This window comes from Paenibacillus sp. 8b26 (assembly GCF_050626875.1).
Lineage (GTDB): Bacteria > Bacillota > Bacilli > Paenibacillales > Paenibacillaceae > Paenibacillus.
The window spans coordinates 1046041-1070806 of sequence record NZ_CP192445.1; the positions used below are offsets into that span (position 1 = coordinate 1046041).

Genomic DNA, 24766 nt, shown 5'->3' on the forward strand with positions numbered 1-24766 from the left:
TGCAGTAACTGAATAACAAAATAATCAATCCGTCTACTGGAGGAATGGGACGTGCGAAAAGAAAAGCTAAACATCAAATGGTTAACTGGACTGGGATTAAGTTTAAGTGTCCTTTGCAGTGCTGTATTTATACCCTTTGCCTTTGCAAGCGCTCAGCCCGGCGAAAAAAGCATCTATCCGAACAAGGACACAGAAAGCCAATTCAACGTACATTCGTCGTATCACGCTTTTTCCAAACCCGTTGTGCTTATAGACGTCGGTCATGGAGGCGTGGACGGTGGAACGAGCCATAAAGGGCTTCTGGAAAAAGACATTAATCTCGCAATAGGTCAAAAACTGTACCTGATTTTACGCTCACAGGGCTATCCCGCGGTCTTAAACAGGGACAAGGACTATGCTCTAAGCGACGATAATCGTTGGCTTCAATCCAAATCCCGGCATCTGAAAGACCTGGCCCAGCGTAAAAGCCTGGCAGAACAACTACCTACTGCTTTGGTCGTCAGTCTGCATGTGAATTGGACCAAACGTGCCGAAAAACGGGGACCGATTGTTTTGTACCAGGATGAAGGCAGCAGCTATCTGTTGGCAGAGCGGATTCAACATTCATTAAACCGCTTATTCTGCATGAACAGAGAAACGGTTTACGGAAAACCCTTCTATCTTTTGAATAAAATCCAGCCTCCCGCTGTAATCGTAGAAACCGGATTTATCAGCAATGAACAGGACAGGGCTATTCTTTCCGGGGATCGCGGTCAAAAAAACGTTGCAGAAGCGATAGCCGAAGGCATTATTGCTCATTTGACGGTATGGTAGTGTGGGTGGCAGGAGCTCCCTTCCATCCCCATACGGAACGCACCAAATCACTAATGCCCACAAACTTGGCGTGATCTTTTAGCGCAGGAACCGATGAATGAAGTGCCGAGAACGTGTGCATGCCAGCTACACCAACGTGACCAATGGTTACACAGGTATCGTGCTCGTCCACCCATTCAGCCACCTTGGTTAATTGCCGATTCACATGGGCGAGTGTATGGGCATCATCCAGAAAAATGTCATTGCGCACCGGTGGCATTCCCTTTTCAACAGCAAGCTCAGGCACTACTGACCAATAGTTCGTACGGCTGTCGACAAAAAATAGCCCATGCTCCTTGCAAACGTCGAGAACGATGGACATAATGCGTTTGTCTGAGGTGACCTTGGAGCCCATGTGATTGTTCATACCTATCGCAAAAGGGACTTCCTTAATAGCTGCTGTCACCTTGGCGCGTACTTCTTCATCCGACATATTCGCCTTAATCGCTCCAGGTCCAAGCCATTCTGGTCTTCCCTGCTTTGGCTCCATTGGAAGATGCACAATGACGTCATGACCGCGCTTGTGAGCTTCTATGGCATCCTGCTTGGTGGAGGGCAGAAACGGCATCACCGCAACCGTGATTTTAACCGGCAAATTTAAAATTTGCTCAGTCCCTTTCATGTTGTTGCCCATGTCGTCGATAATGACGGCCACCATCTTTTGGTGCTGATCCTGCTTACCCGTAGCGCTTGCTACATCCATGCTCCAGACATTCCCGCATACCGTAAAAACAAGACCTACCACAATACACGCAGCTAAGTTTTTTTTCATTCTTGGATTTTGGCAAACCACATGTGCACAGGTCGGCTCTTTACGGCTGCGAGTAGCCTGTATAGCCTTCTTTATGATGTTTCTCAGGTGAAGTTTCGTTCGTTTACTCATTACAGGTCAGCCTCCTTCTCTGTCCCTTCATTGTGTGAGTAACGTCGCCTAAATATGTATGGGCAGATCCAAGAGGTCATCCCCGATCTGCCTTACGTACGCAAAATGTATGCTAAACTTGCTTACCAGTTCTGATTTATATACTCATCACGACCCGATTGGGCGCGGTCTTCCTTGTAATGCTTCACATTCTTTTTGTGATAATCCTGATGGTAATCCTCTGCCGGATAAAATATGGAGGCCGGAAGAATTTCCGTCACGATGGGTTTATCAAAACGTCCACTTTTTGCCAACTGCTTCTTGGACTGCTCTGCAAGATCCCGTTGCTGCTCCGTATGGTAAAAAATAGCGGGCTTGTACTGTGTACCCCGGTCCTGAAATTGACCTTCCCCGTCAGTAGGGTCTGTTTGCGGCCAATACAATTCGAGCAGCTTTTCATAAGGAAACAGCTCAGGCTCAAAAGTAATCTGCACCACCTCGTAGTGACCTGTAGTTCCTGTTTTAACCTGTTCGTAGGTCGGATCGGGAATCTTCCCTCCAGTATAGCCTGAGACAATGCCGTGAATGCCCGGCTGCTCCTCGAACGGAGTGACCATACACCAAAAGCATCCACCTGCAAAAGTTGCTTTCTCCATCTCTCATCCAACCTTTCAATAGCTTCATCATAAAATGCGTTATTTTCTATCATATCTCAAAGGGTAACCTTATAAAAGAAATTTTCTCCCTTTACAAACCTCAACCGATATCCGTATTACATAGTCGTCCGGATTTTTTTCTGCAAAATAGCTGAGCAACTCCACCGCGTACGCATTTCCGCATACTGCCTTCCCATTACTCTCTATATATTTTCTTATAATAGAATACGTTTCTGACATTGTTTCATATGATCCTCTGTGATTCATGACTGCATAGAGTCCTTGGGGTTTGGTGATCATTCTCTCCTCCAAAATCGGAGCCTTGAGTTTATTGGCAATATAGTCCGTATAATAATCGCCTGACTCAAAACGATCCTTGCATAAAATCGTCCAGATCGGAAACTCGTAATCAACAAAGTGATTTTCGCAATAATCTCGATGTTCGCTTAATTTGTGAGCAAACTCCTTATCACCATCTCCCTGTTCCAATGGTGTGGCGATGAAATATTCCTCTTCACATTCCTCAATCGACGGCCCATCGCGTAATTCTCCGTTAGCTTGCTCCGTCATTTCAATGGCGCCTTTCAAAAGGCCTTGCAACCGTTTTATTCTAATCCGTTCTACTTCCAGATCATGCAGTTTCTGTTTGAGCAGTTCTATGAGTAGAGGCGTGTTCTGATTCTGAATAAATCCCTTGATTTCCTGTAGTGAACTCCCCGCCTTCTTCAGCACATTAATAATATCAAGCGTGTAACATTGCTGAATGGAGTAATAACGATAGCCTTTTGAGTTTGTGAATTCTGGTTTTAAGAGTCCAATCTCATCATAATGGAACAGGGTATGTTTGGTAACTCCGCAAGTTTTAGCGAGCTCACTGGTAGTAAAGTATTGGCTGTGACTTTTTGACATAACTCTTCCTCCGTTATGATTTTAGAAACCTAATAATTTTAGTATACCCATGAATTTTTACTTGAGTATAGTGTAACCCTATAGTTTAAAGTTTTAATTGCAATACCTTAAATTTGTATTAACGGAGGAAAACATGTCTAAATTCAAACGTTGGATGATTCTGGCTATCGTATCAAGCGCACTTTTACTTATTGTAATGGATATGACCATCCTTTACACGGCATTGCCAAGCCTAACCCATGACCTCGGTGCTTCCGCTTCAGAAAAATTATGGATTCTGAATGGGTACTCGCTCGTTATGGCGGGTCTGCTGCCAGCAATGGGAACGCTTGGGGACCGATTGGGTTATAAAAAAATCTTTACCCTCGGTTTGCTTGTATTTGCTGCTGCTTCACTTACTGCCGCCTTTTCTCCCGTGCCCTTTGTATTAGTGGCGTCTCGGGTTCTTCTTGCAGTCGGAGCGTCTATGATGATGCCTGCTACCTTGTCAATCATTAGGATTACATTTACCGATGAACGCGAGCGTGGATTAGCGATCGGAATTTGGGGCTCCGTTTCCGCAGGAGGTGCAGGACTAGGTCCTATCGTCGGCGGGCTTCTTTTAGAGCATTTTTGGTGGGGTTCTGTATTTTTGATTAACTTGCCGATTGCGATCATTGCTTTTGCATTAACTCTGATTTATGTTCCAAAACATGCGGGCAATAAAGAGAAAAAATGGGATCTTACCGGTTCCATCCAAATCATGATCGCCATGGTGGGACTCATCTATTCAATCAAAGAGTTTGCCCGTCGTGACGGGTCTACAATATTGGCCGTAATAGGTGCGGTTATCGGCGTCTTGGCACTTATCATCTTTATCCGTCGTCAAAATAAAAGCGCCAGCCCTCTTATTGATCTTACTTTATTCAAAATCACAAGGTTCAGCACCGGATTTATAACTGCCTTGGTGGGTGCATTTGCACAGATGGGGATTCAATATATTGTAACCCAGCGTCTTCAACTGGTGGAAGGTCTGTCGCCTCTCCAAGCAGGACTGTACACGATAAGCATACCGATTGCATCTCTCATTGCCGGCCCGTTAACCGGGTCCATATTGCATCGCTATGACGTTATCCGTATTAAGAGCATCTCTCTTCTGATTGCCGGTCTGGGTATGGGCATCTATCTTATGCAATTTAATTCAGGCATTGCCGGGCAGATCCTTGGATTGGCCCTGCTTGGTGCAGGCTTGGGAGCAGGTATGACAGCGGCATCTCATTCCATTATGAACTATGCCCCCCCTCAGAAAGCAGGTATGGCTGCATCCATTGAGGAAGTTGCCTATGAAATGGGGGGAGCATCGGGGATAGCTATCATCGGAAGCATGTCAACCCTTGTGTATACTCTGGCTATGAAAGTCCCCTCGGGGCTCCATGTTCCTGCGAATGTGAAAGACAGCCTGGATGAAGCACTCCTGGTTGCAGAGGGTTTGCCTGCACAGGCTGCAGAGGCATTGAAAGCTGCAGGCCGTTCTGCTTTTGATCAATCCTTTTTTGTTATCATTGTGGGTGTAACTGCATTTTTGGTGGTAGCTTCGCTAGTAGTCCATTTGGCAGGGGCGCGCTCAAAGAAAAAAGGAGATACTGAGTCCTGATACAGTTAATTTCATGCAGTTAATACTAAACAACTGCCGCTATATCTTACGAGCGGCAGTTGTTTTTATTCGTTATTGTTTAGACAGCAGCATTTGCTGATCAAGGTGAGTGATTTGATTCATTATTCATTCAAGTTAATTCTAATTTCTTTGACACAGGTCTTGAGCAACAACGCGTATGCGATTGGGATCCTAGCGGAATATAAGTCAATGGAACGGAATTAAAAAAACCGTCAAAACCCTTATAAAATCAAGGTTTCTGACGGTTTCTTCGTCTAATTCAAGCGCCCGGCAAGTCGGCAAAATGTGGTCGATCTTGGACGTTTGAGAGAACTCGGAGAGAACGACAACCGAACCAGCCCACTCTCTACCATTGACAAATTAACGAAGCGACAGCTTCGGGGAGGCCTCTCTCCTTCCCTGACCAATACCTTCATTCTATGGGGAATATTGACCTCATTCCGAGCAATAAAGTCATCCTGTACGAGCTAAGCCCTCACACCATATAACCATTCCTGCCACATAGATGCTGTATGGCTCCTTATTCCCCGTATTTCTTCTTATAATGGCTTAGGGTCAGAAGCGGCCAGATGTAACGATAGCTATGATAATGAGAATAGAAGTTACCCGGGAGCCCGGCACCCGTGGGATATGCGGACGGCCAATCGTCGTTTTGCAGCAATTCCATCAACTTGTATATCCCTCTATTTATGGCAGCAGACGGCTGCGGCTGAACCGCGATGAGTGCATCGAGTGCCCACGCAGTTTGGGATGGCGTGCTTTCCCCTAAGGGCATGTATTTCATCACCCGGTCGCTGATGCAGGATTCACCCCAGCCCCCATCCGAATTCTGAATCTGCAAGAGCCATTCCGCTCCTTTTTGAATCGAAGTATGGTCCGCCGGGAGCCCGGCAGCCTCTAAACCAGTCAGTGCCGCCCAAGTGCCGTAAATGTAACAAATCCCCCATCTTCCATACCATGATCCGTCTTTCTCCTGATGGGAGATCAGCCAGTTGACCCCCCGTTTAATGAAATCGTGCCTCGTGTCGAATCCGCAACAATTTCCGAGGTATTCCAATGTGCGTCCAGTGAGGTCGGCTCCCGAAGGGTCGATAGCGGCGGACTTGGCACCATCTATGGCCAGCCATGTGAGCATTTTCTTATTGGTGTTTTTTTCGAACGCAGGCCAACCGCCGTCTTTATTTTGCATAGACATAACCCAGTTTAGTCCCCGGGTGGATGAGTCACGATATTCAGGATCCGTACGGGACAGGCAGTGAATCGCTCTTAAAGCGGCTGTTGTGTCGTCTACATCGGGATTTAAGGTATTGGTCTCGGAGAATCCCCAGCCGCCAGGAACCGTATCCGGATTATGAACACTCCAATCCGCCGCTTTGTCCTGTTGTCTGGATAAGAGGTAGGCTGCCGACCGCTGCACGGCCTCATGATCCCCGGCGACGCCGGACTCCTGCAGCGCATAGGAGATCAAGGCCGTATCCCAGATCGTTGAGGGCGAATTCTGAATGGTAGCTTTACCGTCAAAGCGGTACTGCATCTCTGTCAACCCTTGAACGGCCTTTAAAATAAGCGGATGCCGTTTATCATAGCCCAGTGCAAGCAGGGCAAAAACCATGAGAATGGTGCTGCTCGCATAACTGTATAGGGTGCCATCCGATTCGATTCGATTCAGCATGAACTGCTCCGCCTTGTTTAGAGCTGCTTCATGGATATAACGGGGAGTTCCGAGAAGTCTGCTGAGACCGATACGTATGCTTTCCGCGATCTCACGGTGCTCCTGGGGTTGCGGCTCATCGTCATCATAGCGTGAATCGAACAGATCGGATACAATGGGAGCCTTATTCGTTGATATAGAGAAATTCCGGTCCGCCATGATCAGCATAGGGATCAGATGGATGCGGGAATAACCTGAGAATTCATACAGATTAATTGGCATATAGGCAGGAAAAAGGATGATCTCCAGCGGTATGAACGAGATCGATGCTGGCCACTTGCGCTGCCCCGTTGCAGCGAGAATCGCCTTTGTCAGAATGCTGGTCGATTTCCCCGGTCCACCTTGCGATTGGATGTAACTCCTGGCCCGCTCCATCGACTCGTCCGTCGGTTCACTGTACCCGGAATAGAGCAGGGCATAATAGGCATCAATGGAAACGGATAAATTACCTTCTTGCTCGTCCTGGTACCAACGCCAACAGCCTTCCAGCTGCTGCTCCGCAAGGATGCGATCATGCAGACGCTGGATCAGCTCTTCATTCTGTATATCCAATATCCGAAAGAGGATCATGACATAAGCATCCATCGTCACCCCGTTCTCAAAGCAAAAATGCCATGATCCGTCTTGATGCTGCTGGCGCATAAAAAAGTTCCTCAGCTTCCTTGTCCCCTCATCGACTGCGCTCCGTGCATCGCCCATTCTCTTGTACCTCCATATAACGTCATGATGTACATTATATGAACGCCGGTACGAGGAAATGATGTGCCGCTTGCTGTCGTCTGACGGTTAAGCATTAAACACCAAAAAGGACCCCATACCATTTCAGGACTACAGACTCTTTTGTTGGTGCGATATAAAGCTGGCTTTTTCAGAAACAGTCATGATACTCCTTGCTATTATAGAATGTCCAGCCAGATTTTGAAGGCCGCGGCCAGAAACAAATCAAAATCAAGATAGCATCTACAGTCATTCTCGTACTTGGCGATTTAGACGCTTACACCAATGCAGCAACCATTCATGAGGGGTTACATCTGGGTGTCATGAGTACCACTTTACATATCCCGAATATGCAAAAAGCTCCTGAATCTCCACAGAGGAAATTCAAGAGCGTTCATTTTTAAGATGATGCGGTCGAGAGGACTCGAACCTCCACGGGGGTTAGCCCACACGGACCTGAACCGTGCGCGTCTGCCAATTCCGCCACGACCGCATATATGTTGTCGTTCGTCCTCGAAAGATCAACCTTTCTTAGCGACAGGATAGATCATACCATGCTCATAAGAAGAAGTCAAACACTTTATATTTTCATTCCCTCTTGATAAATTAGGAATAATACACTAAAATAAGAACATAAGTTCCTGAGAACACTAGTTCTTTTCGTTCAGTCAGATATGGATTATCATCACATTTTCCTAAGGCGGTGAATGGTTATGATCTCTTCAGTTACTACTCAGAATGAATTGTCTCTTGTGAAAAATTATCTGCTCCTTACCTTTATTCAAAAGGTATTTGAGCGGGACAGTCTTATTCTTGAAGAAAGCGGTATGCTGAAAACGCCTGATCTTTATGTCGAAATGGTTAACGCAGGAGTAGATCGTACCGGAATCTTACTATCTGAAATAAAACATGAATTTAATAAATGTCATATTCGTGTTTTGGACATACAACAAAACCACTCAGGCATTCACGCCACCTATATAAGTAAAGGAAATAAAGAGCAGTTCAGTATGGCTATGCCTGCATTCCGCAAAGAAATGTATGAACGAATGCGCGCTTATCTGGGGCTCTCAACCTCTATGCCTCATACAGCTGCCTCCCCTTTACCCGAAAAACATCGCTCCGAGTTTCCATACAGCCGCTCAGCTTCCAAGCCCCTACGGTTTGTTGAACAAAGTCTGGTTACATCCTCCTCGGCCTATAAGCGTAAATCGCTTCGCCCTGCTGCTTCTGCCGCAAGCGGAAGTGCATAATCCCCACAAAGCCCGCATATGAAAGAAGCTTCCGCAGGCACAAGCGTGCTCGGAAGCTTCTTTACATAAACATCAGCTATCGTTATCCATTCCTACCCGCTATGAACGGTGTATGAAGAATTCCCATAAATCGTTCGCTTTATTGCAGCGCCTTCTGCACACGAGTAACCCCTTGGCTAAGAGCCATGTCCTCCGCCTACCGCTGCGGCTACAGCAATGGTCTCCATAATCTCCTGATCACTGGCTCCTTTGGACCGAGCCTCGTCCACGTGATAAAACGTGCATACCTCATTATTGGCAAACAAACCAATACCTAGCGCGATCAGTTGCTTGGTTTTTTCATCCAGACTCCCGGCTTGAAAACACTCCCCGGTGAAACGATGATAGGCATGAACTACCTCCGGCAGCTTATCTTCTAAATGACTGATTTGATCCTTATACGCATGTATTTTCTCATTCATAACCGTCAAGACACAGCACACCCTCTCATATGGAGTATATTCTTATGTACTGTGTCCGGTTTACAGGCTGCATATGCCATCAACACGTACACCTATTTTATCCAGTCATTTAAAACCCTTTTATCCAGCCAGCCCGAGACCCATTCGTCTAATCCAGTTCTATCGGATTGTGTCGGGGTTCGCTGAACGGCTGATATGTATAGCTGCGATCCAGCTTGACCACACGCCGATTCTGGCGGCGGATAAGCACCTGCTCCTCGTCCCACGCCAGCACTATGCCTACCACATCGTTGGACTCCAGCCCATCCCGCACGACGCGCACCTTCTCACCGGAGAGCCGATAGGCGTCTAATTCTTCATCATTAATCATCCCTGTCCCCCCTTATACAATCGTTTCTAACACGGCAGCTATCATCTATGCACATTAAAAAGTTTAAAAAGAGACCTAAACAAAATCATTTAGGTCTCTTCCCGCTTACTACTTATATGGATTGCCAACAGAGCGACAAATTATCCCGACTGATTTACACTGTGATCATGTTCTTTTGTATCGTTCTTCTCATACCAGAAGTCCAGCACTTGTGCAGACAACACTCGCTGATCTACGTACTCCACTTGGTGGGCAGTAAATTCTTCTTTCCAAGAGAAGGACAATTCTTCGCATAAGTTAACCAACGTCAACAACTCAGACCAGGCCACATAGCGTTTGTACCAAAAAAACTGAGGATGTTCAATCATATAGGGATACAAATCGTCAAATTCCGTATGCTTACAATCCAAGGCACGTTCAAAATGTACTTTAGCCGCTGCCAGTTTTTCCAGAAAAAACTGTTCGGTCAATTGCTCTTTCCCCATGTTGCTGCCTCCTCTCCCAAAACCTTATCTATATTATAAGCGAAATTGAAGCTCATGCAAAGGTTATTATTAGAAATAAGGATCGGCAGTTTCTGAATTGTTACTATTCGGCAAACTCAATCTTGCCGTCAGTTAACGATGAAATTCTGACAAGTGACTCTACCCGTATACCCTGCTCACGGATCGTTCTCGCCCCGGCCTGGAAGCATTTTTCCACGGCCACGCCAAATCCGACCAGCTCCGCACCGGAGCGTTGAATGATTTTGACCATACCTCTTGCGGCATCACCATTGGCGATAATATCATCAATGAACAGAACACGGTCATGCTCATGAATAAATTGACGGGACAGCATAATGTCCGTGACAATGCCTTTCGTAAATGAAGGCACACGTTCGCATAATGCGTCCGGGTCGGCCAATAAAGTCTTTTTGCGGCGGGCAAACACCAGCGGTACACCCAGCTCCAATGCTGTTGCGAAACCTATGGCAATACCTGAGGATTCCACGGTTACCACTCTCGTAATATTCTCTTCCCGGAAACGAGCTGCGAACTCTCGTCCCATTTCCATCGTCAGCTTCGGATCAACCTGGTGATTAAGTAATCCATCCAGCTTCAACACCTGATCCGACGCAACGACGCCTTCTTTTATAATCCGTTCCTTTAATACTTCCATTCCATGACCTCCCACGGCATTCCTATGCGGTAAAAGTAACATACATCACCTGACGCTTTCAAGCCATAGCTTGCTTTCCCATACGTTCATGTGACATTTTTTTTACGCTTATTCCAAAACCACGCGACTATTCCTCCCAAAATAATCAGAAGAATGACCGCCAGCCCTATCCGATGTGTCACCTTTTCCATCAGCTTCGCCACCTGTTCCCAGTGCATGCCCACGGCATGTCCAATTCCCAGAAACGTGCCGCACCACAGCAATGCGCCCGCCGATGCATACATCATATAGCGAAAGACACTCAAACGGGTCGTACCTGCCAGATATGAGGACACATGTCTCAAGCCAGGAACAAAGTAACCGAACAGAATGCCCCAAGTGCCGTAGCGTCCGAACCAGTTCTCGGAAGAAGCAATTCTCGATGGCGTAAGCCTCACCCATTTACCGTATCGGTGCAGCAGCGGCTTGCCTAGCAAACGACCGAGCGTATAACTAAGCATCATGCCAGTCATACTTCCGGAAAATGTGACTGCCAGCGCGGCAATAAAGTTGTAGTGTCCTTGAGACACGAGCCCGCCAAAGGCGATCATCAGTACTTCGTCAGGTATCGGCATACCGGCTACTCCAAGGGCAAGCAAGCCGAACATTGCCAAATATCCGTATTCCAGTATCCATGCAAGGATTTGACCCATAAATTACGCTCCCGTCAAGCTATTCGTTAAATTCACTATAATTATTTTCAGTCTCATCCAGTCATGTCCCATTTCAGTTGAACATAGTTTGTATTATATGCTCGCTACAGCGTTATTCAAGCAGGCAAGGAGGGACTGGGGATGAAACGTAATATTCATGTTTTGCAGATTGCTTTTACATACATCGGAACAATCGTCGGTGCCGGATTTGCTACTGGACAAGAAATATTGCAGTTTTTTACACAGTACGGACGTTGGGCTACACTCACCATCATGCTGTCCACACTCATATTTGTATGGCTGGGTACGAAAATGATGCTGATCGCTCACGATATTTCAGCTCGGTCCTACGAGGATCTGAACAAGCACCTTTTTGGAGCCAGAGCCGGTAAATGGATTAGCTGGTTCACGCTCATTGTACTGATTGGTGTCAACAGTGTGATGCTGGCAGGAGCGGGTTCTGTTTTCGTTGAACACCTTCACCTGCATTACCAGACCGGACTGCTCATTACACTGATCGGAACATATCTACTGCTGAGCAAAGGGATCAAGGCTATCCTGCATATGAACACCATTGTTGTCCCTATGATGATGATTATGTCTGTCCTGCTCATTAACAACACACTCTCCATGCCAAACCCGCAGAGCTTTATTACAAATACGTCCGATTATAGTATACTGCGAGCCTGGACTTCTCCGCTGCTGTATACTTCCTTCAATCTGGCAATGGCCCAAGCTGTGCTTGTACCACTCGGCAGTCAAACCTTTTCCCGCAAAACGATTCGCTGGGGCGGGGTTTTGGGCGGGATTGGCGTCGGGTTTATGCTCATGTCTGCTCACTTTGCCATGTCGGCACATATGCCGGGAATTCGGCAATTTGAGATCCCGATGGGAAGCATCGCTTACCGTCTGGGGGCCCTGGTCGAAATCATTTATATTTTACTCATTTTCATGGAAATCTTCAGTACCTTCGTGGCCGACATTTACGGTGTCAGTCTGCAAATCCGCCAGCATATCCAAATTTCACCTAAGCTCATCACACTATTCATTATGCTCACATGTTTTCTAATCAGTCAGTTTGGTTTCAGCTCATTGCTGTCCGTTCTATATCCCATTTTCGGGATGCTTAGTCTGATGTGGGTGAGCAAGTTGATCATGGCAGGACGTGGGGGACCCTTCCGTTCCTCACGTCCTCGCTCCAGCTTTCGGCATTCTGATTCAAAATCAGGTGGTACACGCCATGGTTAGGGCTGGAATTTCAAATACATTTTCTTTAGCTCATTAACAGCCCTGCTCAGGGAATAGCTCGATTTAGCCTTGTCGCAGGCAGATCGCGCCAGCTCATAACGATAGGCAGGGTCTGCGATAACCTTTTCCAATGCGTCTGCCAGTGCCCCCGGACTGTCGGGTGGCACAAGCAGACCATTTACCCCATCCTCAATTTGCTCCGGTATTCCCCCCACCTCTGTACCCACCAAAGCCAAACAGCTCAAAGCCGCCTCCGCAAACACGGAACCAAAGGCCTCCGCTCGTGAAGGCAAAACAAACACATCAAAGAAAGGCATAAACTCTTCTGGATGAAGCGTGTATCCATAAAAGATCGTTTCATGGTAAATATCCAACCGCCGCGCCATCTCTTCCAGCTCGGGTCGAATGGGACCATCTCCGATAATATGCAGCACATAATTCTGATTTCTCTTTTTCAGCTCGGCACAGGCCTGTAACAAAGTATCCAGCCCTTTGGCAGGGACAAGGCGACAGACAGTTATAAGCTGTGTCACTTCATTTTCATGTGGTATGGGCTTGAAGCGCTTCTCATCATATCCATTCGGAATGACCACAATATCTTGCGGATTTTGTACATATGGCATCAAGTAATGCTGGAAAGAGCGGGATACTGCAATCAAGCGATCGGCCTTATGCTCCAACTCCCGATACAAGGACACCAGAAATTGATGCTCAGGCCCGTTCTCCTCTATTTTACCGTTTAGAATTAACTCCTTCTCATAAGAAGAGTGAATCGTCTGAACGAGCGGGATGTCGGGAAAAACAGTTTTCATAGCAATCCCGGCAATCGGGTGATGAGCATGAATGAGATCAAAGGGCTTCTGAATGCGAAGCCGGGTCCACCACAAATAGTCACGGTACGTCTGAATATATTTTTGGACAATCGGATATTGTTCATATTGCGTCCAGTCAAAGGTATCAAATATGACTTCATCCCTGCCCTTATTACGAATCCGTTTAGGGATTGAAAATAGCTCCATTTCCCAACGCGGGGACATAAATCGCTCTTGCAGATATGGAATCATAGATGAAACGCCGCCCGGTTGCTCGGGTGGGAAAAAGAGAGCCTGTAGCAATTTCATGACGTGCTTCCCCTTTCAAGCGTTGTACTGCCCGGAACACAGGTTGTATGTATAGGTTTCCGGATTTTCTGAAAAATGATATATTGAGAATAATTGCTAAGTACAAAAGAAAATTATAACATTTTAAATGGAATAAATCCTGTCTATTGTATCGGAAACGATATCCCCCGTTCAATAGACTCACTATCTATACAGATGGAGTCGGTGACGTTGACGTTGTTGTCCTTATCGGGAACCTTCGGTTTCCCATCTCTGGCCGGGGCTGTAAGTGCCGCCTGCGGTTTGTATATTATACTCATGATGGCGCTGATGTGCGTGATCATATATAGCAGACAGCGAAAAAAAGCCTATATCCTTTTTTCGGTTGCCGCTATTTTTATTATGACATATGAAGCCATGAATCTCTATTCGGCAGGTGGCGGCAAAATGCCGCTGCAAGGAATCGTGTGGCAAAATACGCTGGAGGCTGCTGCCTTTGTGCTTACCAATGCCGCCGTATTTCAGCTCTACCGGAAGCTAAAACGTGCGGGAGCATGGTCTTTGCTTTTGCTGGGAGCGCTACTGATATTGCCAGTTAGCGCATGGGCTGCCGGGTTGTTGCCCAGTTGGATCAGCGCAGCAAATCTCGTCGGGTTCACCCTGCTTTATCGACTCATTGTGCTTACTTTGAGCCTTGTGTTCATCATCCCACGAATTGGTCAGCCCAAAAAGTTTGCACTGGGCTTACTGTTCTATTTGCTTTGGCTTGGCTGTTTATGGTTGCGAGGCGACATTCCGGCTGAAAAAGGTGCAACAAGCACAGTCCTATGGATGTCATTTTTGCCGTTGCTGTATTACACTACATTGTTTCTAATCCTGTTCGAACGGATTGTGGAGCTGCTTCAACGGATTTACCGTTCCTCCATTACTGATGGTTTGACTGGCCTGTATAACCGTAAATACTTTTCGGGGCGATTGCGGCGATATATGGAGCAGGGAATCCGCGTATCGGTCATTTTTTGCGATATTGATAATTTCAAAAAGCTGAATGATACGCAGGGCCATGCTCGCGCGGATGATGTACTTAAACAGGTTGCACAGATTATGGAAGAAGAACTGGATGAAATCGGACTAACCGGAAGGTACGGCGGCGAGGAGTTGGTCGCGATGGTGGTTGATCGGCGGGCCAAGGTCGAACAGGTCGCGGAACGAATCCGTGAGCGGGTCGCCGATGAAAGCATCGTGACCATCAGCGTCGGGCACAGCACGTTAAAGAAGGAAATGAACCCGGATGAACTGGTCAAACAGGCCGATCAGGCTATGTATATATCCAAAACAACGGGCAAAAACAAGGTCACAGCTTATAAGGCAGCAGAAGTGAAAAAAAGTCGGGCGGCACGCGCACAATAAACATGCAGTCTGCCATCTGTTAGCTGTAAATTATAGTCTGTATAGCAAAATGACGCACAGGGAACTCCCATAAGAGCCTGTGCGTCCCTCTTCAAGCCTCTGACGTTGCAGATGCCAAATCCCGGCCGATCCATGCCAGCTCCTCGTTCGTCAGCTCACGATAGCTGCCCAGAGGAAGCTGATCATCCAGCGTTAACGGCCCCATCGCCGTTCTTTTCAAATACGTAACCTTTTTGCCAACCGCCTCAAACATGCGCTTCACCTGATGAAACTTCCCTTCATGGATCACAAGAGAAATGTATGAAATGACTTCTTCATCTTCTTGCGCTTTTTCATGACGAAGAATGGTCAATTGGGCCGGAAGAGTGACATAGCCGTCATCCAACTCCACCCCTGCTGCAAATTGATGAATATCCTCTTCCGTCACATGACCCGACACCGTAGCCTCATACGTTTTGGGAACATGTCGCCGTGGAGATAAGAGTTCATGCGCCAGCTTGCCATCGTTAGTTAACAATAGCAGCCCTTCCGTATCCTTATCCAGCCGTCCTACAGGAAAAGGCTCAAAATTCCGTTCCTCCGCACTCAGCAAATCCAGCACAGTTCGCTCTCTTGTATCCTCGGTTGCGGATATAACGCCCGGCGGCTTATGCAACATGATATAAACGTACTCCCGAAAAACAACCCGTTCCCCGTTCACTTCAATCTGATCGTTGTACGGATGAACCTGCAAGCCGCTATCCTTGGTAGTCCGACCGTTCACAGTAATCATCCCTTGCTTTACCTGTCTCTTGATATCACTGCGCGAACCGTATCCCATATGGGTTAGAACCTTGTCCAAACGCTGCGTCTGTCTTCCTTTCCCACTCATACCGATGTCCACCTCCAGCCTGTAGGGTATTCATTTTTGAGCATACCGTCCTGCCATTTGCCCCATCCAGCAGAATATCCGTCAATGCATACGAGAGTGTAGCCTTTGGGCTGTGCTTCGTTCCGCAGCGTCATTCGCTGGGCCGGGATGGATAACGTTTCACCTTTCAAATAACGGATGGCCTCTGTGTCTGAACTGGAGAGGTTTATGCTCCTGACCGCCTCAGAAGGGCGCAAAGCCACTGCCAGCGGGTGCGAAGGTACAAACCGACCATTCTTGTCCGTTCCCATAAACCAGCCCGGACGGACCACCTTAAGCCCGTCCAGACGATGAGATTCCAGCGGCGACTGATAAATCCGATCTCCGTAAACTACCATATGGCCTGCAAATGACGCCTCAAGCTGCTCCTGTACAAAATAGAGATAGGACTCCAGTACATCATGTTGTCCCCGCCCAGCCCATTTTGCCGCATCTTTGCCGAAACGAGATTTGTTGGTGCCGAAGCCGCGTGCATTCGCTCCTTTACCCGATTTCCCGCCCATCCCTTTGCCACTTCGTTTGTGCTCTCCAACTGCAAAACTGCCCTGTCCACCTGGCGTCGGCGCTTCCTTGACAGACAGCCGCTGCTTCTTACGGGCACGATCCGAACCTATGTTTAAAGCCTTTTCGTCCCTGTCAGCGGATTTAAAGGAATCGACCATACCCCGCTGATTATCCGCTGTAGCTGTACGACTGCCTTGATGCTGCAGCACAGCGATAAAATGACCCTCACCCTCTATAAGATGAGGCCAAAGGCGTGCTGTTCCACGCAGTTCCGGATGGCCTACCGCAACCGCTTCACTCACCCATTCTGGATGACCTGAAGCAAAACCCGTTCCTGAAGGAACAGGAACAACATCAAAATCAGGATGTGCCTCCAGAAACTCTGCGATCATCCCTTCATTTTCTTCCGGAGCAAAGGTACAGGTCGAATAAACAATTCTTCCCCCGTCACTTAACATAGATGCTGCCACTCGCAAAATATCCCGCTGCATAACTACACATTTGTCCACTGAATGGTTTTCCCATTGCTTCGCCATATCCTCATCCTTGCGAAACATCCCTTCCCCCGAGCAAGGTGCGTCAATTAATATTTTGTCAAAAAAAAGAGGGAAGGCATCTGCGATTCGATCCGGGCTTTCATTCAGCACCACAGCATTTCGCACACCGTATAATTCCACATTTTTAGCCAACGCCTTGGTTCGATCTGCGCTAATATCATTCGTTACGAGCAGACCGCTTCCTTGCAGCTTGGCCGCAATTTGGGTCGATTTCCCTCCCGGTGCAGCGCACAAGTCCAATACAGCCTCACCCTGAGCAACATTCAGCAATTCTACCGGAGACATTGCACTTGGTTCCTGCACATAATACAGCCCCGCATGATAATAAGGATGCAACCCCGGCTTTGTGCCGTACGGAACATAAAAACCTGTATCACACCACGGAATTGGCCGCAGTTCAAACGGCGAAATCGCCTTAAACGCCTCCACCGAAATTTTTAACGTATTGACGCGTATCCCGGCATGAGGCGTATGGTCATAAGCAGCCATAAAAGCCTCAAACTCGTCGCCGAGCAATTGCTCCATGCGCTTCACAAATGCTGTAGGGAGCTGTACACCCATAATTGTAATCATCCTGTCCTGTTAAAATAAAATTTATTGTACCATAATCAACCTGTTAAGCTGCAATATCCGTGTGATTTACAAACTTTCACTACAAGCTGTAATGTTGTATAATAATGAGATTCATAGCTACATATTTTGAATTTTGATAGGAGAGATTGCATTGAACGCTCAAAAATCCAACAAAAAAAAGCTTATACCTGTCATTGGCTTTTTTGTTGTGCTCGTCATTTTGCTTGGGGTGCTGCTCGCTTTGAATTCAGGCACTAAAAACAAGCTTTATGGCGTTTCCACAGCCTCGTTAAAACCTGCCACCCAAGAGCTGCTAAATGATCCAAACTATCAGCAGATTATTAAACCAGAGGATCTGCAAAGCAAAATTGACAAAAAGGAAAACTTTTTCGTCTATCATTTTGCATCTGACTGTGTTCATTGTCGCGCCACCACTCCCAAGCTAATGCCTTTGAGCAAGCAGGAAAACATCACCATGCACGAATTTAACCTGCGCGAGTATGAGGACGGCTGGGACAAGTACAAAATTGAGTACACCCCTACGCTCATCTATTATGAAAAAGGTGTGGAAAAAGAGCGCATGGTAGGTGGTTTGAAGGAAAATCCTTCCGACAACGGCTACACACTCGATGATTTCAAAGCCTTTTTTGAAAAATATAAAAAGAATGTAACTTCCTAAACAACCTCCTAAACGACGTCCACACGGCTTAGGCTACTGAACGTTAAAGCAGCCCGATCCCCTTGAAACGGATCGGGCTGCTTGCTTTAATGGGCACGCTTCAAACTACATCGTGCCCTTCGTACCGGGCGAGGCAGAGCAGGAGCCGTCAGCCGCCTGTCTGCGCCTCACAGAAGCCTCAAGCGCCTGCTGACGCTGCTCATGCTTTTCCCCACGCCGCGGGCCTCTCTGCTGCGGGATGTTAGCTGTTATGGATGGCGATGCCTCCTCCACAGCCTGGCGTAGCACGGGATCGACGATTTCAATCGTCAAATCCCGAAAACCCGGCGGCTGATGCTGGAGATCTTCCGAGCCAGCTACAACGGCCTCGGCAAGCTGGCGGGCGCAAGCACGCGCCTCGTTCACCAGCTTCGCCATGTTAATGCCCAGCGCCTGCGGAGACGCATGCTCCAGCTTGTGTACCGCGCTGTCCAGCAACATATGTCCACCGCGAAAATTTCCGTTACGGAAGTGATACAGCCCTACAGCAATTTGCAGCAAACCTTTATATACAGGGTCACGGTCCAGCTTTAGCCACAGCTCTTCCAGTACCTCGTGACATTCAAAATAATCCCGATCCCGATTGAAGTATACCAAATAAGTCACGTACAGCGGTTCGTAGGAAAGGTTTGTCATTTAATACTCATCCCTGTCTTCTTCCTTGGTAGAGGCTTCTAGCATCTCTTTGACCTCATCGTGAAGCAGCTTGATTCCTTCCATGTCGTGCCGCTCCCACAGCTCATTAAACCTGCGCTGCGCATCAATCGTTTCACTGATCTTATGGTAGAAATACAGTCGGTGCATACCTGTCAGCACTTTGGATACAATATTCGCTTCATCCTCGAACTTCTTCTGCGCTTCCAATATTTCAAGACGCATCGAAGACATCTCGTTGTCCAGTACGAAGGCCGCCTCGGCTGCCTTTTTTAACCGTGTACGCATATTATCTGGCAAGCTCTCACGATACTTATAGCTGAGGGAATGCTCAATGGTCGCCCAAAAATTCATCGCCAAGGTACGAATCTGAATTTCTGCCAGCACAATTTTTAATCCAAGCGCTGTTTGCACCGGATATTCCACAATCATATGAAAGCTGCGGTATCCGCTATCTTTATAATTGGTTATATAGTCCTTTTCATACAGTACGGTCAAATCCTTGCGTCTTCGAATGTACTCGGCTACCCGCCGGATATCCTCAACAAATTGGCACATTATGCGGATTCCTGCAATATCCTCGATTCCCGTCTCCAGCTGATCAGAAGGAACCTGTAATCTCTTCGCTTTATCGAGGATGCTTGATATTTTTTTCACCCGTCCGGTTACGAATTCGATAGGAGCGTATTCCTCGCGCTTTTTCAGCTCCGCACGCATTGTTTTGAACTTGACCTTAAGCTCCTCCACCGCCTGATCATATGGCAGCAAAAATGTTCCCCAGTCTCTTCCGTCCATCCCCGTACCTCCTGTCTCTTCCGACAACACTTTTTTATCTGTGATCTGCACCAACAGCCTCGGTAATGTGTCTAAAGCCGTCCTTTCGCAGCAGCTCACGCAGACCGGCATGTAATGTCCGGTTCACTTCCGGTCCCTCATAGATCAATGCTGTATAAATTTCAATCAGACTTGCGCCTGCTTTAATTTTGTCGTAAGCATCACGACTGCTGAAAATGCCGCCCGATCCGATAATCGGCAGCTTGCCATCGGTTTGGCGATACACTCGTCCGATGACCTCTGTAGAACGGTCACGTAGCGGCTTACCACTAAGCCCGCCCGTCTCACCCGCATTCCGGTGCGTCAGGCCAGCCCTCGAAATTGTCGTATTCGTCGCGATGATGCCGTCCACTCCACTGGCCGCAATCGCGTCTGTCATATATTCCAGTTCCTCATCCGATACGTCCGGCGCAATTTTGACCAGCACTGACTTGGCTCCGCCATGCTTAGTTGCCTGTACTCCCATTTCTGCACGCACTGCTTCCAGCAGCGATTTTAGCTCACTGCCATGCTGAAGCTTTCGTAGATCCGGCGTATTCGGTGAACTAATATTTACTACAAAAAAGTCCGCATACGGATACAGCGCGGAAATGCACTTCTCATAATCCTTATGGGCATCCTCATTAGGCGTGTTTTTATTTTTACCAATATTCACAGCAACCGGAACAGGCCGATGTTTCAGCGCAGCCAGACGTTTAGCCATGCTTTCCGCACCCAGATTGTTAAAGCCCATCCGATTCACTAACGCCTCATCGGGAGGCAACCGGAACAAACGAGGACGGTCATTGCCCGGCTGTCCCACAGGTGTCACCGTGCCTACTTCCATAAAACCAAAACCAATGGAAGAAAAACCGACAACCGCTTCCGCATTTTTATCCAGTCCCGCAGCCAGTCCAATCGGATTGGGAAAATGGATACCGAACAGATCGACGGCCAAATCCGGCGTCTCTTTGACCCCGTACATTCCCCGCAGCGCTGTCGCTCCGCCAGGAAGTGAGCCCGCATGCTTTAACCCGTCAATGACTACATGGTGAGCCGTCTCTGGACTCATTTTGAAAAAAACAGGTTTCACAATCCTTCGATACAACACGATTCATCCACTCCGTTCTATGCCCTTGCGCAATCCTAAAAAAACATCTCTACAAAATAGTTTAGCTTTTTCCATACCAAAAAGAAAGTAATTTGCGAGGTGCAGCATCAGGAACAATTCAGTTGTCATGGAGATGTCATTGAAAATGTATAATCAAACCATTTACAATGGACATAGTAAGACAGGGCTATAGCCCGTCAGAAAAGAGGGATTGCTGATATGAAGACCAAGCGCAAGCCGCCAAGTCTGCAAAAGAAAAAGGACGAGGTGAACAAGAAAGCGATTGTATGGACCGCCGTCAGTTTTGTTCTCCTCATCATTGTGATTGTTCTGGTCGTTGTTTTGGCACAAGCGGGAAATCGTTAAACTACAGGTAGCAATAGCGTTAAAGATTAATTTAGCCAGTGATAGGTTTTGCGGGGATTGGTCTGGTCCTGCTGCGGCTCAGTCGTAAATCGGGAGCCAGGCACAAGCACTTGATCAGGCAGTCCCCCGGTACCAATGACCACCTCCGTACCTGAAGGCACGAGAGCAAATAACTCCTCCACATCCTGTTTGCCCATGCGAACGCAGCCCAATGACTCATTTTTGCCAATGCTGTCCGGCTCGTTCGTGCCGTGGATGGCATAATTCGTTGCAGACAGCTGCATACCGCGGCTGCCAAACTCACCGTTGGACTTGCCGTTCGGATTTACGACTTTGTCCGTAATAACAAACTTCCCTTCCGGAGTCCGCTCTCCGCCCAAACCGATAGGATAATTGCGGATCAGCACATTGCCATTCACCAATCCGAGCCTGTGCTTCGACTTGTCTACCACAATCCGCAGCGGCTGCCCCAGAAAAGGTCGTCCATACAGCGACGACGCTAGCAAAGGACTGCTTTCAGCCGACGAGTCAGCTTGTTGACTTGCTGCCCCTTCAGCCTTCTGTCCCTGTGAAGCAAGTAAATTACGCATAGGTGTAAAAGCCTTCTTCATTCCGTCTGTCGTACCGTACATCATATTATCCGGAAAGCTTCCGGTCAGCTCATCGAGACTTTGAGGAAGACGTTGATGCTGCGTACGAAAAGCACGCATGGAGCTATTCAGCACAGCCAGTTCTTCCTGTCCCGCAGCCCATTGCAGACCTGCTTTTCGAAGCTTTTCACTGTCAGACGGCTTACAAGCACAAGCTGCTGCGTCGTAAGACTGGACGACTAAGCCTCCATTACCTTTGTTTTGCAGGCTAAGCAGCGGCTGCATACGATCTCTCCAGAGCAGCCAAGAACCACTTTGCTCCATACCCAGCACTGTAGTCTCGGCCGGAAGACGACCAGCCTTTGCCAACATATCTGCAAGTGCCATTCCTGCTGAACTGCCTGTGCGTGCTTGGGCCGTAAACACACCACCAGCACCAGGCCCACCGATCTGAGCCACTTTATTCGGGTCAGAAGCTTGCTCTCCTGCCACTTTGACATTGTCGGCTGCCACACGCTCTGTTCCAGGCAGAACGGATGCACTTTCCCTCGAATGACCCGGCGAATTGGCTGAAGGTACCCATATTAGAAGAAGTACCATCAACGTGTTTAGCAAATAACGCGTTCGAGCCGTTCTCCGCGCCTTCTCCTTGGACATCTGCACCACTTTATCCTGATACTCCATCCATACGTCTGCCGGAATCTGTTTATGCTCGAAGGCTTCGAACACTTCACCCGCGCGATTGAAACAATAATTTGCTTTACCCTCCTGACCACTGCTCTCATACTCTTTGCCGAGCAAATACCAGGCCATTTTATTATCAGGGTGCATTTTTACATACGATTTAAGATGAGGCGAATGATTCATCGGATCCTCCTGATCGTGTAGTCTTACCCAATTCTTTACTATGTATATCGGTCAAAACAGGCCATATGAACAGCACATAAAAAAACAGCACCGACAGCACCTTTTCACCGTTGTACGGCAAAAGAGTGCTGTCGGTGCTGTGCCTATCCAAGATAGCGTAGACTTAACCTTCTTTATTGAAAGGCTCGTCTGCAACTTTAATAGAATCTGTAGGGCAACCATCGCAAGCATCCTGCATATCATCAAACAGGTCGTCTGAAATTGCCTTGATGCCTTGGTTTCCATCTCCATCAAAGATCACTTCAGCCAAGCCCTCATCGTCATAATCATAAATGTCCGGTGCTGTAGCACCACAGGCTCCGCACGCAATGCATGTATCTTTTTCTACCCAAGTGTATTTAGCCATAACTCTCCTCTGCCTCCTATACAATCAAACAAACCAGCTTTTGCATTCTATTCACATATTAATACAAACAATAAATTATTACAAATTATTTTCATTGATCCTTTATGCAAAAAATACTTATAACGTATGCCTCCGTTGCTTTCACAAATCCACCAAAAAGTTTACTCAGGCGTCTGGAGATTGTCTTTTTGCAGCGAAGTCCCTCGCAGTTTGGAGTTCCGAAGTAGTACCGAAGGGTCATCTCCCAGCATCCCGGCAGTCAGAACTGCATTTTCGCCAAACTTGTCTCGTAATGCATCCATCGTCTTCAGCAAGCTTTCCTTTTTAGGCTGGTCCTTGTATTCAAATAGATCCAATTGAACAGCAGCTTCTTCCTTTGGGATTAGCTGCTGAAGCGTAATTCCAAGCAAACGAACAGGCTTGCCCTCTCCCCAATGTCGCCTATACAGCGCACAAGCTTCCTTATATATGTCCTCTGCGCTTTCCGTAGGAATACTCCTTACCTGAGAACGCGTAAAGGTCTTCATCTCCGGCGTCCGAATGGTCAGTTGAATACCTCCTGCCAGCATGCCATGCCGTCGAAGTCGGCGGGCTACCTGATCGCTAATATTGAGAAGCACCCGTTGGGCTTCCTCCAGCTCCACCACATCCATGGGCAAGGTAGTAGTGTGTCCGATCGACTTGTTCGGCTCCCGCTCGGTATTGACCGGAGAATGATTAATCCCGTTAGCAGCCAGCTTTAACCACGAGCCAGTCACGCCAAATACGCCAATCAGCACATGCTCGTCCGCCTTGGCCAATTGGCCAATGGTGCGAATGTTCATTTGCCGAAGCTTGTCGGCCGTTTTCCGTCCCACACCAAACAATTGACCACAGGGGAGATTCCACAAAACCTTTGGCACATCACGCAAGCGCAAAACAGAAATTCCGCGCGGTTTTTTCAGGTCAGAGGCCATTTTGGCAAGCAGCTTGTTGGGCGCCACTCCGATGGAGCAAGGCAGTCCCAGTTCGTCCGCTACTCTGCGCTGGATTTCCTCCGCAATCTCCATTGGCGTTCCAAACTGCTTGGAACCTGTAATATCCAGATAACATTCATCAATTGAAGTTGCCTCCAACATAGGTGTATACGAATAAGCAATGCTCATAAAAGCTTTGGAATAACGACGGTACAAGTGAAAATCAGGCTGAATCACGATGAGCTGCGGACAAATCCGCCGGGCCTGCTGGACGACCATCCCTGTTGAGATGCCCAATCGCCGGGCTTCATAGGAGCAGGTTACGATTACACCTCTGCGCAGCTCACTGCTGCCCGCGACTGCGGTAGGCAACCCCTTGTATTTCTCCGGTTCCTCCGCTGCATGAACAGAACAATAAAATGCGTTCATATCGACATGCAGAATAACCCGTCCTCCAACCGGATAATAAGCACTGACATCTCTCATGCTCAACCCTTCTTTTAACTATAAATTATAAAATAACGCTATGCCCTATTTTACATGAAAATAAAGGTTTTGCGGTCAAAAATGATATTTATATATTACATTTGAAGTCATAAGTTGATATAATCAAAAATCATACGAATCAAGGCAGGTTGACACTTTTCTATTTTCACGCGTTAAATCATTAAATAAGCTGCTTAAA

At 47.5% G+C, this 24766-nt stretch carries 24 protein-coding genes, 1 tRNA gene and 1 pseudogene; 7 read left to right on the forward strand and 19 right to left on the reverse strand.

Annotation, left to right across the window (positions count from 1 at the left end; translation table 11 throughout):
- The first annotated feature begins 51 nt into the window (after positions 1-51).
- A complete protein-coding gene (locus tag ACQ4MX_RS04480) occupies positions 52-813 on the forward strand; it encodes an N-acetylmuramoyl-L-alanine amidase (RefSeq protein WP_431089543.1) in 762 nt (253 codons plus the stop codon).
- On the opposite strand, the gene ACQ4MX_RS04485 is transcribed toward ACQ4MX_RS04480, so the two are convergent.
- The 3 genes from ACQ4MX_RS04485 to ACQ4MX_RS04495 all read right to left on the reverse strand — a co-directional run bounded on the left by ACQ4MX_RS04485 (position 788) and on the right by ACQ4MX_RS04495 (position 3279).
- Complete coding sequence (locus tag ACQ4MX_RS04485) at positions 788-1735, reverse strand: divergent polysaccharide deacetylase family protein (protein ID WP_431089544.1); 948 nt, start codon at positions 1733-1735, stop codon at positions 788-790. The genes ACQ4MX_RS04480 and ACQ4MX_RS04485 overlap by 26 nt on opposite strands.
- 122 nt (positions 1736-1857) lie before the next feature.
- Positions 1858-2370, reverse strand: coding sequence for a peptide-methionine (S)-S-oxide reductase MsrA (gene msrA, locus ACQ4MX_RS04490; RefSeq protein ID WP_431089545.1), 513 nt, complete (start codon positions 2368-2370; stop codon positions 1858-1860).
- 69 nt (positions 2371-2439) lie between these two features.
- Positions 2440-3279: a MerR family transcriptional regulator gene (locus ACQ4MX_RS04495; RefSeq protein ID WP_431089546.1), complete on the reverse strand. Its 840-nt coding sequence runs from the start codon at positions 3277-3279 to the stop codon at positions 2440-2442.
- Between the two features lie 133 nt (positions 3280-3412).
- Here ACQ4MX_RS04495 and ACQ4MX_RS04500 point away from each other — a divergent pair, with 133 nt between their 5' ends.
- Positions 3413-4912 (forward strand): MFS transporter, encoded by a 1500-nt coding sequence (locus tag ACQ4MX_RS04500; RefSeq protein WP_431089547.1) that lies wholly within the window; start codon positions 3413-3415, stop codon positions 4910-4912.
- A 541-nt stretch (positions 4913-5453) separates the two neighbouring features.
- Here ACQ4MX_RS04500 and shc read toward each other — a convergent pair.
- Positions 5454-7343: a squalene--hopene cyclase gene (gene shc, locus ACQ4MX_RS04505; RefSeq protein ID WP_431089548.1), complete on the reverse strand. Its 1890-nt coding sequence runs from the start codon at positions 7341-7343 to the stop codon at positions 5454-5456.
- Between the two features lie 427 nt (positions 7344-7770).
- A tRNA-Leu gene (locus ACQ4MX_RS04510) sits at positions 7771-7854 on the reverse strand.
- 220 nt (positions 7855-8074) lie between these two features.
- On the opposite strand from ACQ4MX_RS04510, the gene ACQ4MX_RS04515 reads away from it, so the two are divergent.
- Positions 8075-8614 (forward strand): hypothetical protein, encoded by a 540-nt coding sequence (locus ACQ4MX_RS04515; protein WP_431089549.1) that lies wholly within the window; start codon positions 8075-8077, stop codon positions 8612-8614.
- 139 nt (positions 8615-8753) lie between these two features.
- Here ACQ4MX_RS04515 and ACQ4MX_RS04520 read toward each other — a convergent pair.
- The 5 genes and pseudogenes from ACQ4MX_RS04520 to ACQ4MX_RS04540 form a co-directional block, all read right to left on the reverse strand.
- Positions 8754-9084, reverse strand: a pseudogene (locus ACQ4MX_RS04520) (carboxymuconolactone decarboxylase family protein).
- Positions 9085-9223: 139 nt separating this feature from the next.
- Positions 9224-9445 carry a hypothetical protein gene (locus tag ACQ4MX_RS04525; RefSeq protein WP_014280883.1) on the reverse strand — a complete coding sequence of 74 codons (222 nt, stop codon included), beginning with the start codon at positions 9443-9445 and terminating at the stop codon, positions 9224-9226.
- 140 nt (positions 9446-9585) lie between these two features.
- Entirely contained in the window at positions 9586-9930 is a 345-nt protein-coding gene (locus ACQ4MX_RS04530) for a hypothetical protein (RefSeq protein WP_007429850.1), read from the reverse strand.
- A gap of 103 nt (positions 9931-10033) precedes the next feature.
- The gene (locus ACQ4MX_RS04535) at positions 10034-10606 is read right to left on the reverse strand and encodes a xanthine phosphoribosyltransferase (protein WP_134910298.1); all 573 of its coding nucleotides are present in this window, start codon (positions 10604-10606) and stop codon (positions 10034-10036) included.
- A gap of 86 nt (positions 10607-10692) precedes the next feature.
- Positions 10693-11298: a DedA family protein gene (locus ACQ4MX_RS04540; RefSeq protein WP_044646364.1), complete on the reverse strand. Its 606-nt coding sequence runs from the start codon at positions 11296-11298 to the stop codon at positions 10693-10695.
- A gap of 141 nt (positions 11299-11439) precedes the next feature.
- On the opposite strand from ACQ4MX_RS04540, the gene ACQ4MX_RS04545 reads away from it, so the two are divergent.
- A complete protein-coding gene (locus ACQ4MX_RS04545) occupies positions 11440-12546 on the forward strand; it encodes a YkvI family membrane protein (RefSeq protein ID WP_431089550.1) in 1107 nt (368 codons plus the stop codon).
- Here ACQ4MX_RS04545 and ACQ4MX_RS04550 read toward each other — a convergent pair.
- A complete protein-coding gene (locus ACQ4MX_RS04550) occupies positions 12543-13667 on the reverse strand; it encodes a glycosyltransferase family 4 protein (RefSeq protein ID WP_431089551.1) in 1125 nt (374 codons plus the stop codon). The two genes, ACQ4MX_RS04545 and ACQ4MX_RS04550, sit on opposite strands and share 4 nt — an antisense overlap.
- A 195-nt stretch (positions 13668-13862) precedes the next feature.
- Here ACQ4MX_RS04550 and ACQ4MX_RS04555 point away from each other — a divergent pair, with 195 nt between their 5' ends.
- Entirely contained in the window at positions 13863-15056 is a 1194-nt protein-coding gene (locus ACQ4MX_RS04555; RefSeq protein ID WP_149094992.1) for a GGDEF domain-containing protein, read from the forward strand.
- Positions 15057-15147: 91 nt separating this feature from the next.
- On the opposite strand, the gene ACQ4MX_RS04560 is transcribed toward ACQ4MX_RS04555, so the two are convergent.
- Both ACQ4MX_RS04560 and ACQ4MX_RS04565 read right to left on the reverse strand, forming a co-directional pair.
- Positions 15148-15927: a pseudouridine synthase gene (locus tag ACQ4MX_RS04560; protein ID WP_431089552.1), complete on the reverse strand. Its 780-nt coding sequence runs from the start codon at positions 15925-15927 to the stop codon at positions 15148-15150.
- Positions 15924-17588, reverse strand: coding sequence for an RsmB/NOP family class I SAM-dependent RNA methyltransferase (locus ACQ4MX_RS04565; RefSeq protein ID WP_431089553.1), 1665 nt, complete (start codon positions 17586-17588; stop codon positions 15924-15926). Before ACQ4MX_RS04565 ends, ACQ4MX_RS04560 begins: the two co-directional genes overlap by 4 nt.
- A 163-nt stretch (positions 17589-17751) precedes the next feature.
- On the opposite strand from ACQ4MX_RS04565, the gene ACQ4MX_RS04570 reads away from it, so the two are divergent.
- Entirely contained in the window at positions 17752-18279 is a 528-nt protein-coding gene (locus tag ACQ4MX_RS04570) for a thioredoxin family protein (RefSeq protein WP_192511274.1), read from the forward strand.
- A 105-nt stretch (positions 18280-18384) separates the two neighbouring features.
- Here ACQ4MX_RS04570 and ACQ4MX_RS04575 read toward each other — a convergent pair whose 3' ends face one another.
- Genes ACQ4MX_RS04575 through ACQ4MX_RS04585 form a run of 3 tightly spaced genes read right to left on the reverse strand, consistent with a single transcriptional unit; the run spans position 18385 to position 20896 of the window.
- Positions 18385-18954 carry a DUF309 domain-containing protein gene (locus tag ACQ4MX_RS04575; protein WP_431089554.1) on the reverse strand — a complete coding sequence of 190 codons (570 nt, stop codon included), beginning with the start codon at positions 18952-18954 and terminating at the stop codon, positions 18385-18387.
- The gene (locus tag ACQ4MX_RS04580) at positions 18955-19767 is read right to left on the reverse strand and encodes a GTP pyrophosphokinase (RefSeq protein WP_134910304.1); all 813 of its coding nucleotides are present in this window, start codon (positions 19765-19767) and stop codon (positions 18955-18957) included. It abuts the gene before it with no gap.
- A gap of 34 nt (positions 19768-19801) precedes the next feature.
- Positions 19802-20896: a quinone-dependent dihydroorotate dehydrogenase gene (locus ACQ4MX_RS04585; RefSeq protein ID WP_431089555.1), complete on the reverse strand. Its 1095-nt coding sequence runs from the start codon at positions 20894-20896 to the stop codon at positions 19802-19804.
- 219 nt (positions 20897-21115) lie between these two features.
- Between ACQ4MX_RS04585 and ACQ4MX_RS04590 the strand changes: the two genes are divergently transcribed.
- Complete coding sequence (locus tag ACQ4MX_RS04590; RefSeq protein WP_014280871.1) at positions 21116-21262, forward strand: hypothetical protein; 147 nt, start codon at positions 21116-21118, stop codon at positions 21260-21262.
- Positions 21263-21288: 26 nt separating this feature from the next.
- On the opposite strand, the gene ACQ4MX_RS04595 is transcribed toward ACQ4MX_RS04590, so the two are convergent.
- The 3 genes from ACQ4MX_RS04595 to ACQ4MX_RS04605 form a co-directional block, all read right to left on the reverse strand.
- The gene (locus ACQ4MX_RS04595) at positions 21289-22719 is read right to left on the reverse strand and encodes a L,D-transpeptidase (RefSeq protein WP_431089556.1); all 1431 of its coding nucleotides are present in this window, start codon (positions 22717-22719) and stop codon (positions 21289-21291) included.
- Positions 22720-22882: 163 nt separating this feature from the next.
- Entirely contained in the window at positions 22883-23125 is a 243-nt protein-coding gene (locus ACQ4MX_RS04600; RefSeq protein WP_014280869.1) for a ferredoxin, read from the reverse strand.
- Positions 23126-23286: 161 nt separating this feature from the next.
- Positions 23287-24567: a DNA polymerase IV gene (locus ACQ4MX_RS04605; protein WP_134910307.1), complete on the reverse strand. Its 1281-nt coding sequence runs from the start codon at positions 24565-24567 to the stop codon at positions 23287-23289.
- Positions 24568-24766: the final 199 nt, after the last annotated feature.

Coding starts and splice junctions, on each gene's coding strand:
- ACQ4MX_RS04485 (WP_431089544.1), bottom strand. CDS start 1,735: ATGAGTAAACGAACGAAACTTCACCTGAGAAACATCATAAAGAAGGCT.
- msrA (WP_431089545.1), bottom strand. CDS start 2,370: ATGGAGAAAGCAACTTTTGCAGGTGGATGCTTTTGGTGTATGGTCACT.
- ACQ4MX_RS04495 (WP_431089546.1), bottom strand. CDS start 3,279: ATGTCAAAAAGTCACAGCCAATACTTTACTACCAGTGAGCTCGCTAAA.
- ACQ4MX_RS04500 (WP_431089547.1), top strand. CDS start 3,413: ATGTCTAAATTCAAACGTTGGATGATTCTGGCTATCGTATCAAGCGCA.
- shc (WP_431089548.1), bottom strand. CDS start 7,343: ATGGGCGATGCACGGAGCGCAGTCGATGAGGGGACAAGGAAGCTGAGG.
- ACQ4MX_RS04515 (WP_431089549.1), top strand. CDS start 8,075: ATGATCTCTTCAGTTACTACTCAGAATGAATTGTCTCTTGTGAAAAAT.
- ACQ4MX_RS04525 (WP_014280883.1), bottom strand. CDS start 9,445: ATGATTAATGATGAAGAATTAGACGCCTATCGGCTCTCCGGTGAGAAG.
- ACQ4MX_RS04530 (WP_007429850.1), bottom strand. CDS start 9,930: ATGGGGAAAGAGCAATTGACCGAACAGTTTTTTCTGGAAAAACTGGCA.
- ACQ4MX_RS04535 (WP_134910298.1), bottom strand. CDS start 10,606: ATGGAAGTATTAAAGGAACGGATTATAAAAGAAGGCGTCGTTGCGTCG.
- ACQ4MX_RS04540 (WP_044646364.1), bottom strand. CDS start 11,298: ATGGGTCAAATCCTTGCATGGATACTGGAATACGGATATTTGGCAATG.
- ACQ4MX_RS04545 (WP_431089550.1), top strand. CDS start 11,440: ATGAAACGTAATATTCATGTTTTGCAGATTGCTTTTACATACATCGGA.
- ACQ4MX_RS04550 (WP_431089551.1), bottom strand. CDS start 13,667: ATGAAATTGCTACAGGCTCTCTTTTTCCCACCCGAGCAACCGGGCGGC.
- ACQ4MX_RS04555 (WP_149094992.1), top strand. CDS start 13,863: ATGGAGTCGGTGACGTTGACGTTGTTGTCCTTATCGGGAACCTTCGGT.
- ACQ4MX_RS04560 (WP_431089552.1), bottom strand. CDS start 15,927: ATGAGTGGGAAAGGAAGACAGACGCAGCGTTTGGACAAGGTTCTAACC.
- ACQ4MX_RS04565 (WP_431089553.1), bottom strand. CDS start 17,588: ATGGGTGTACAGCTCCCTACAGCATTTGTGAAGCGCATGGAGCAATTG.
- ACQ4MX_RS04575 (WP_431089554.1), bottom strand. CDS start 18,954: ATGACAAACCTTTCCTACGAACCGCTGTACGTGACTTATTTGGTATAC.
- ACQ4MX_RS04580 (WP_134910304.1), bottom strand. CDS start 19,767: ATGGACGGAAGAGACTGGGGAACATTTTTGCTGCCATATGATCAGGCG.
- ACQ4MX_RS04590 (WP_014280871.1), top strand. CDS start 21,116: ATGAAGACCAAGCGCAAGCCGCCAAGTCTGCAAAAGAAAAAGGACGAG.
- ACQ4MX_RS04595 (WP_431089556.1), bottom strand. CDS start 22,719: ATGAATCATTCGCCTCATCTTAAATCGTATGTAAAAATGCACCCTGAT.
- ACQ4MX_RS04600 (WP_014280869.1), bottom strand. CDS start 23,125: ATGGCTAAATACACTTGGGTAGAAAAAGATACATGCATTGCGTGCGGA.
- ACQ4MX_RS04605 (WP_134910307.1), bottom strand. CDS start 24,567: ATGAGAGATGTCAGTGCTTATTATCCGGTTGGAGGACGGGTTATTCTG.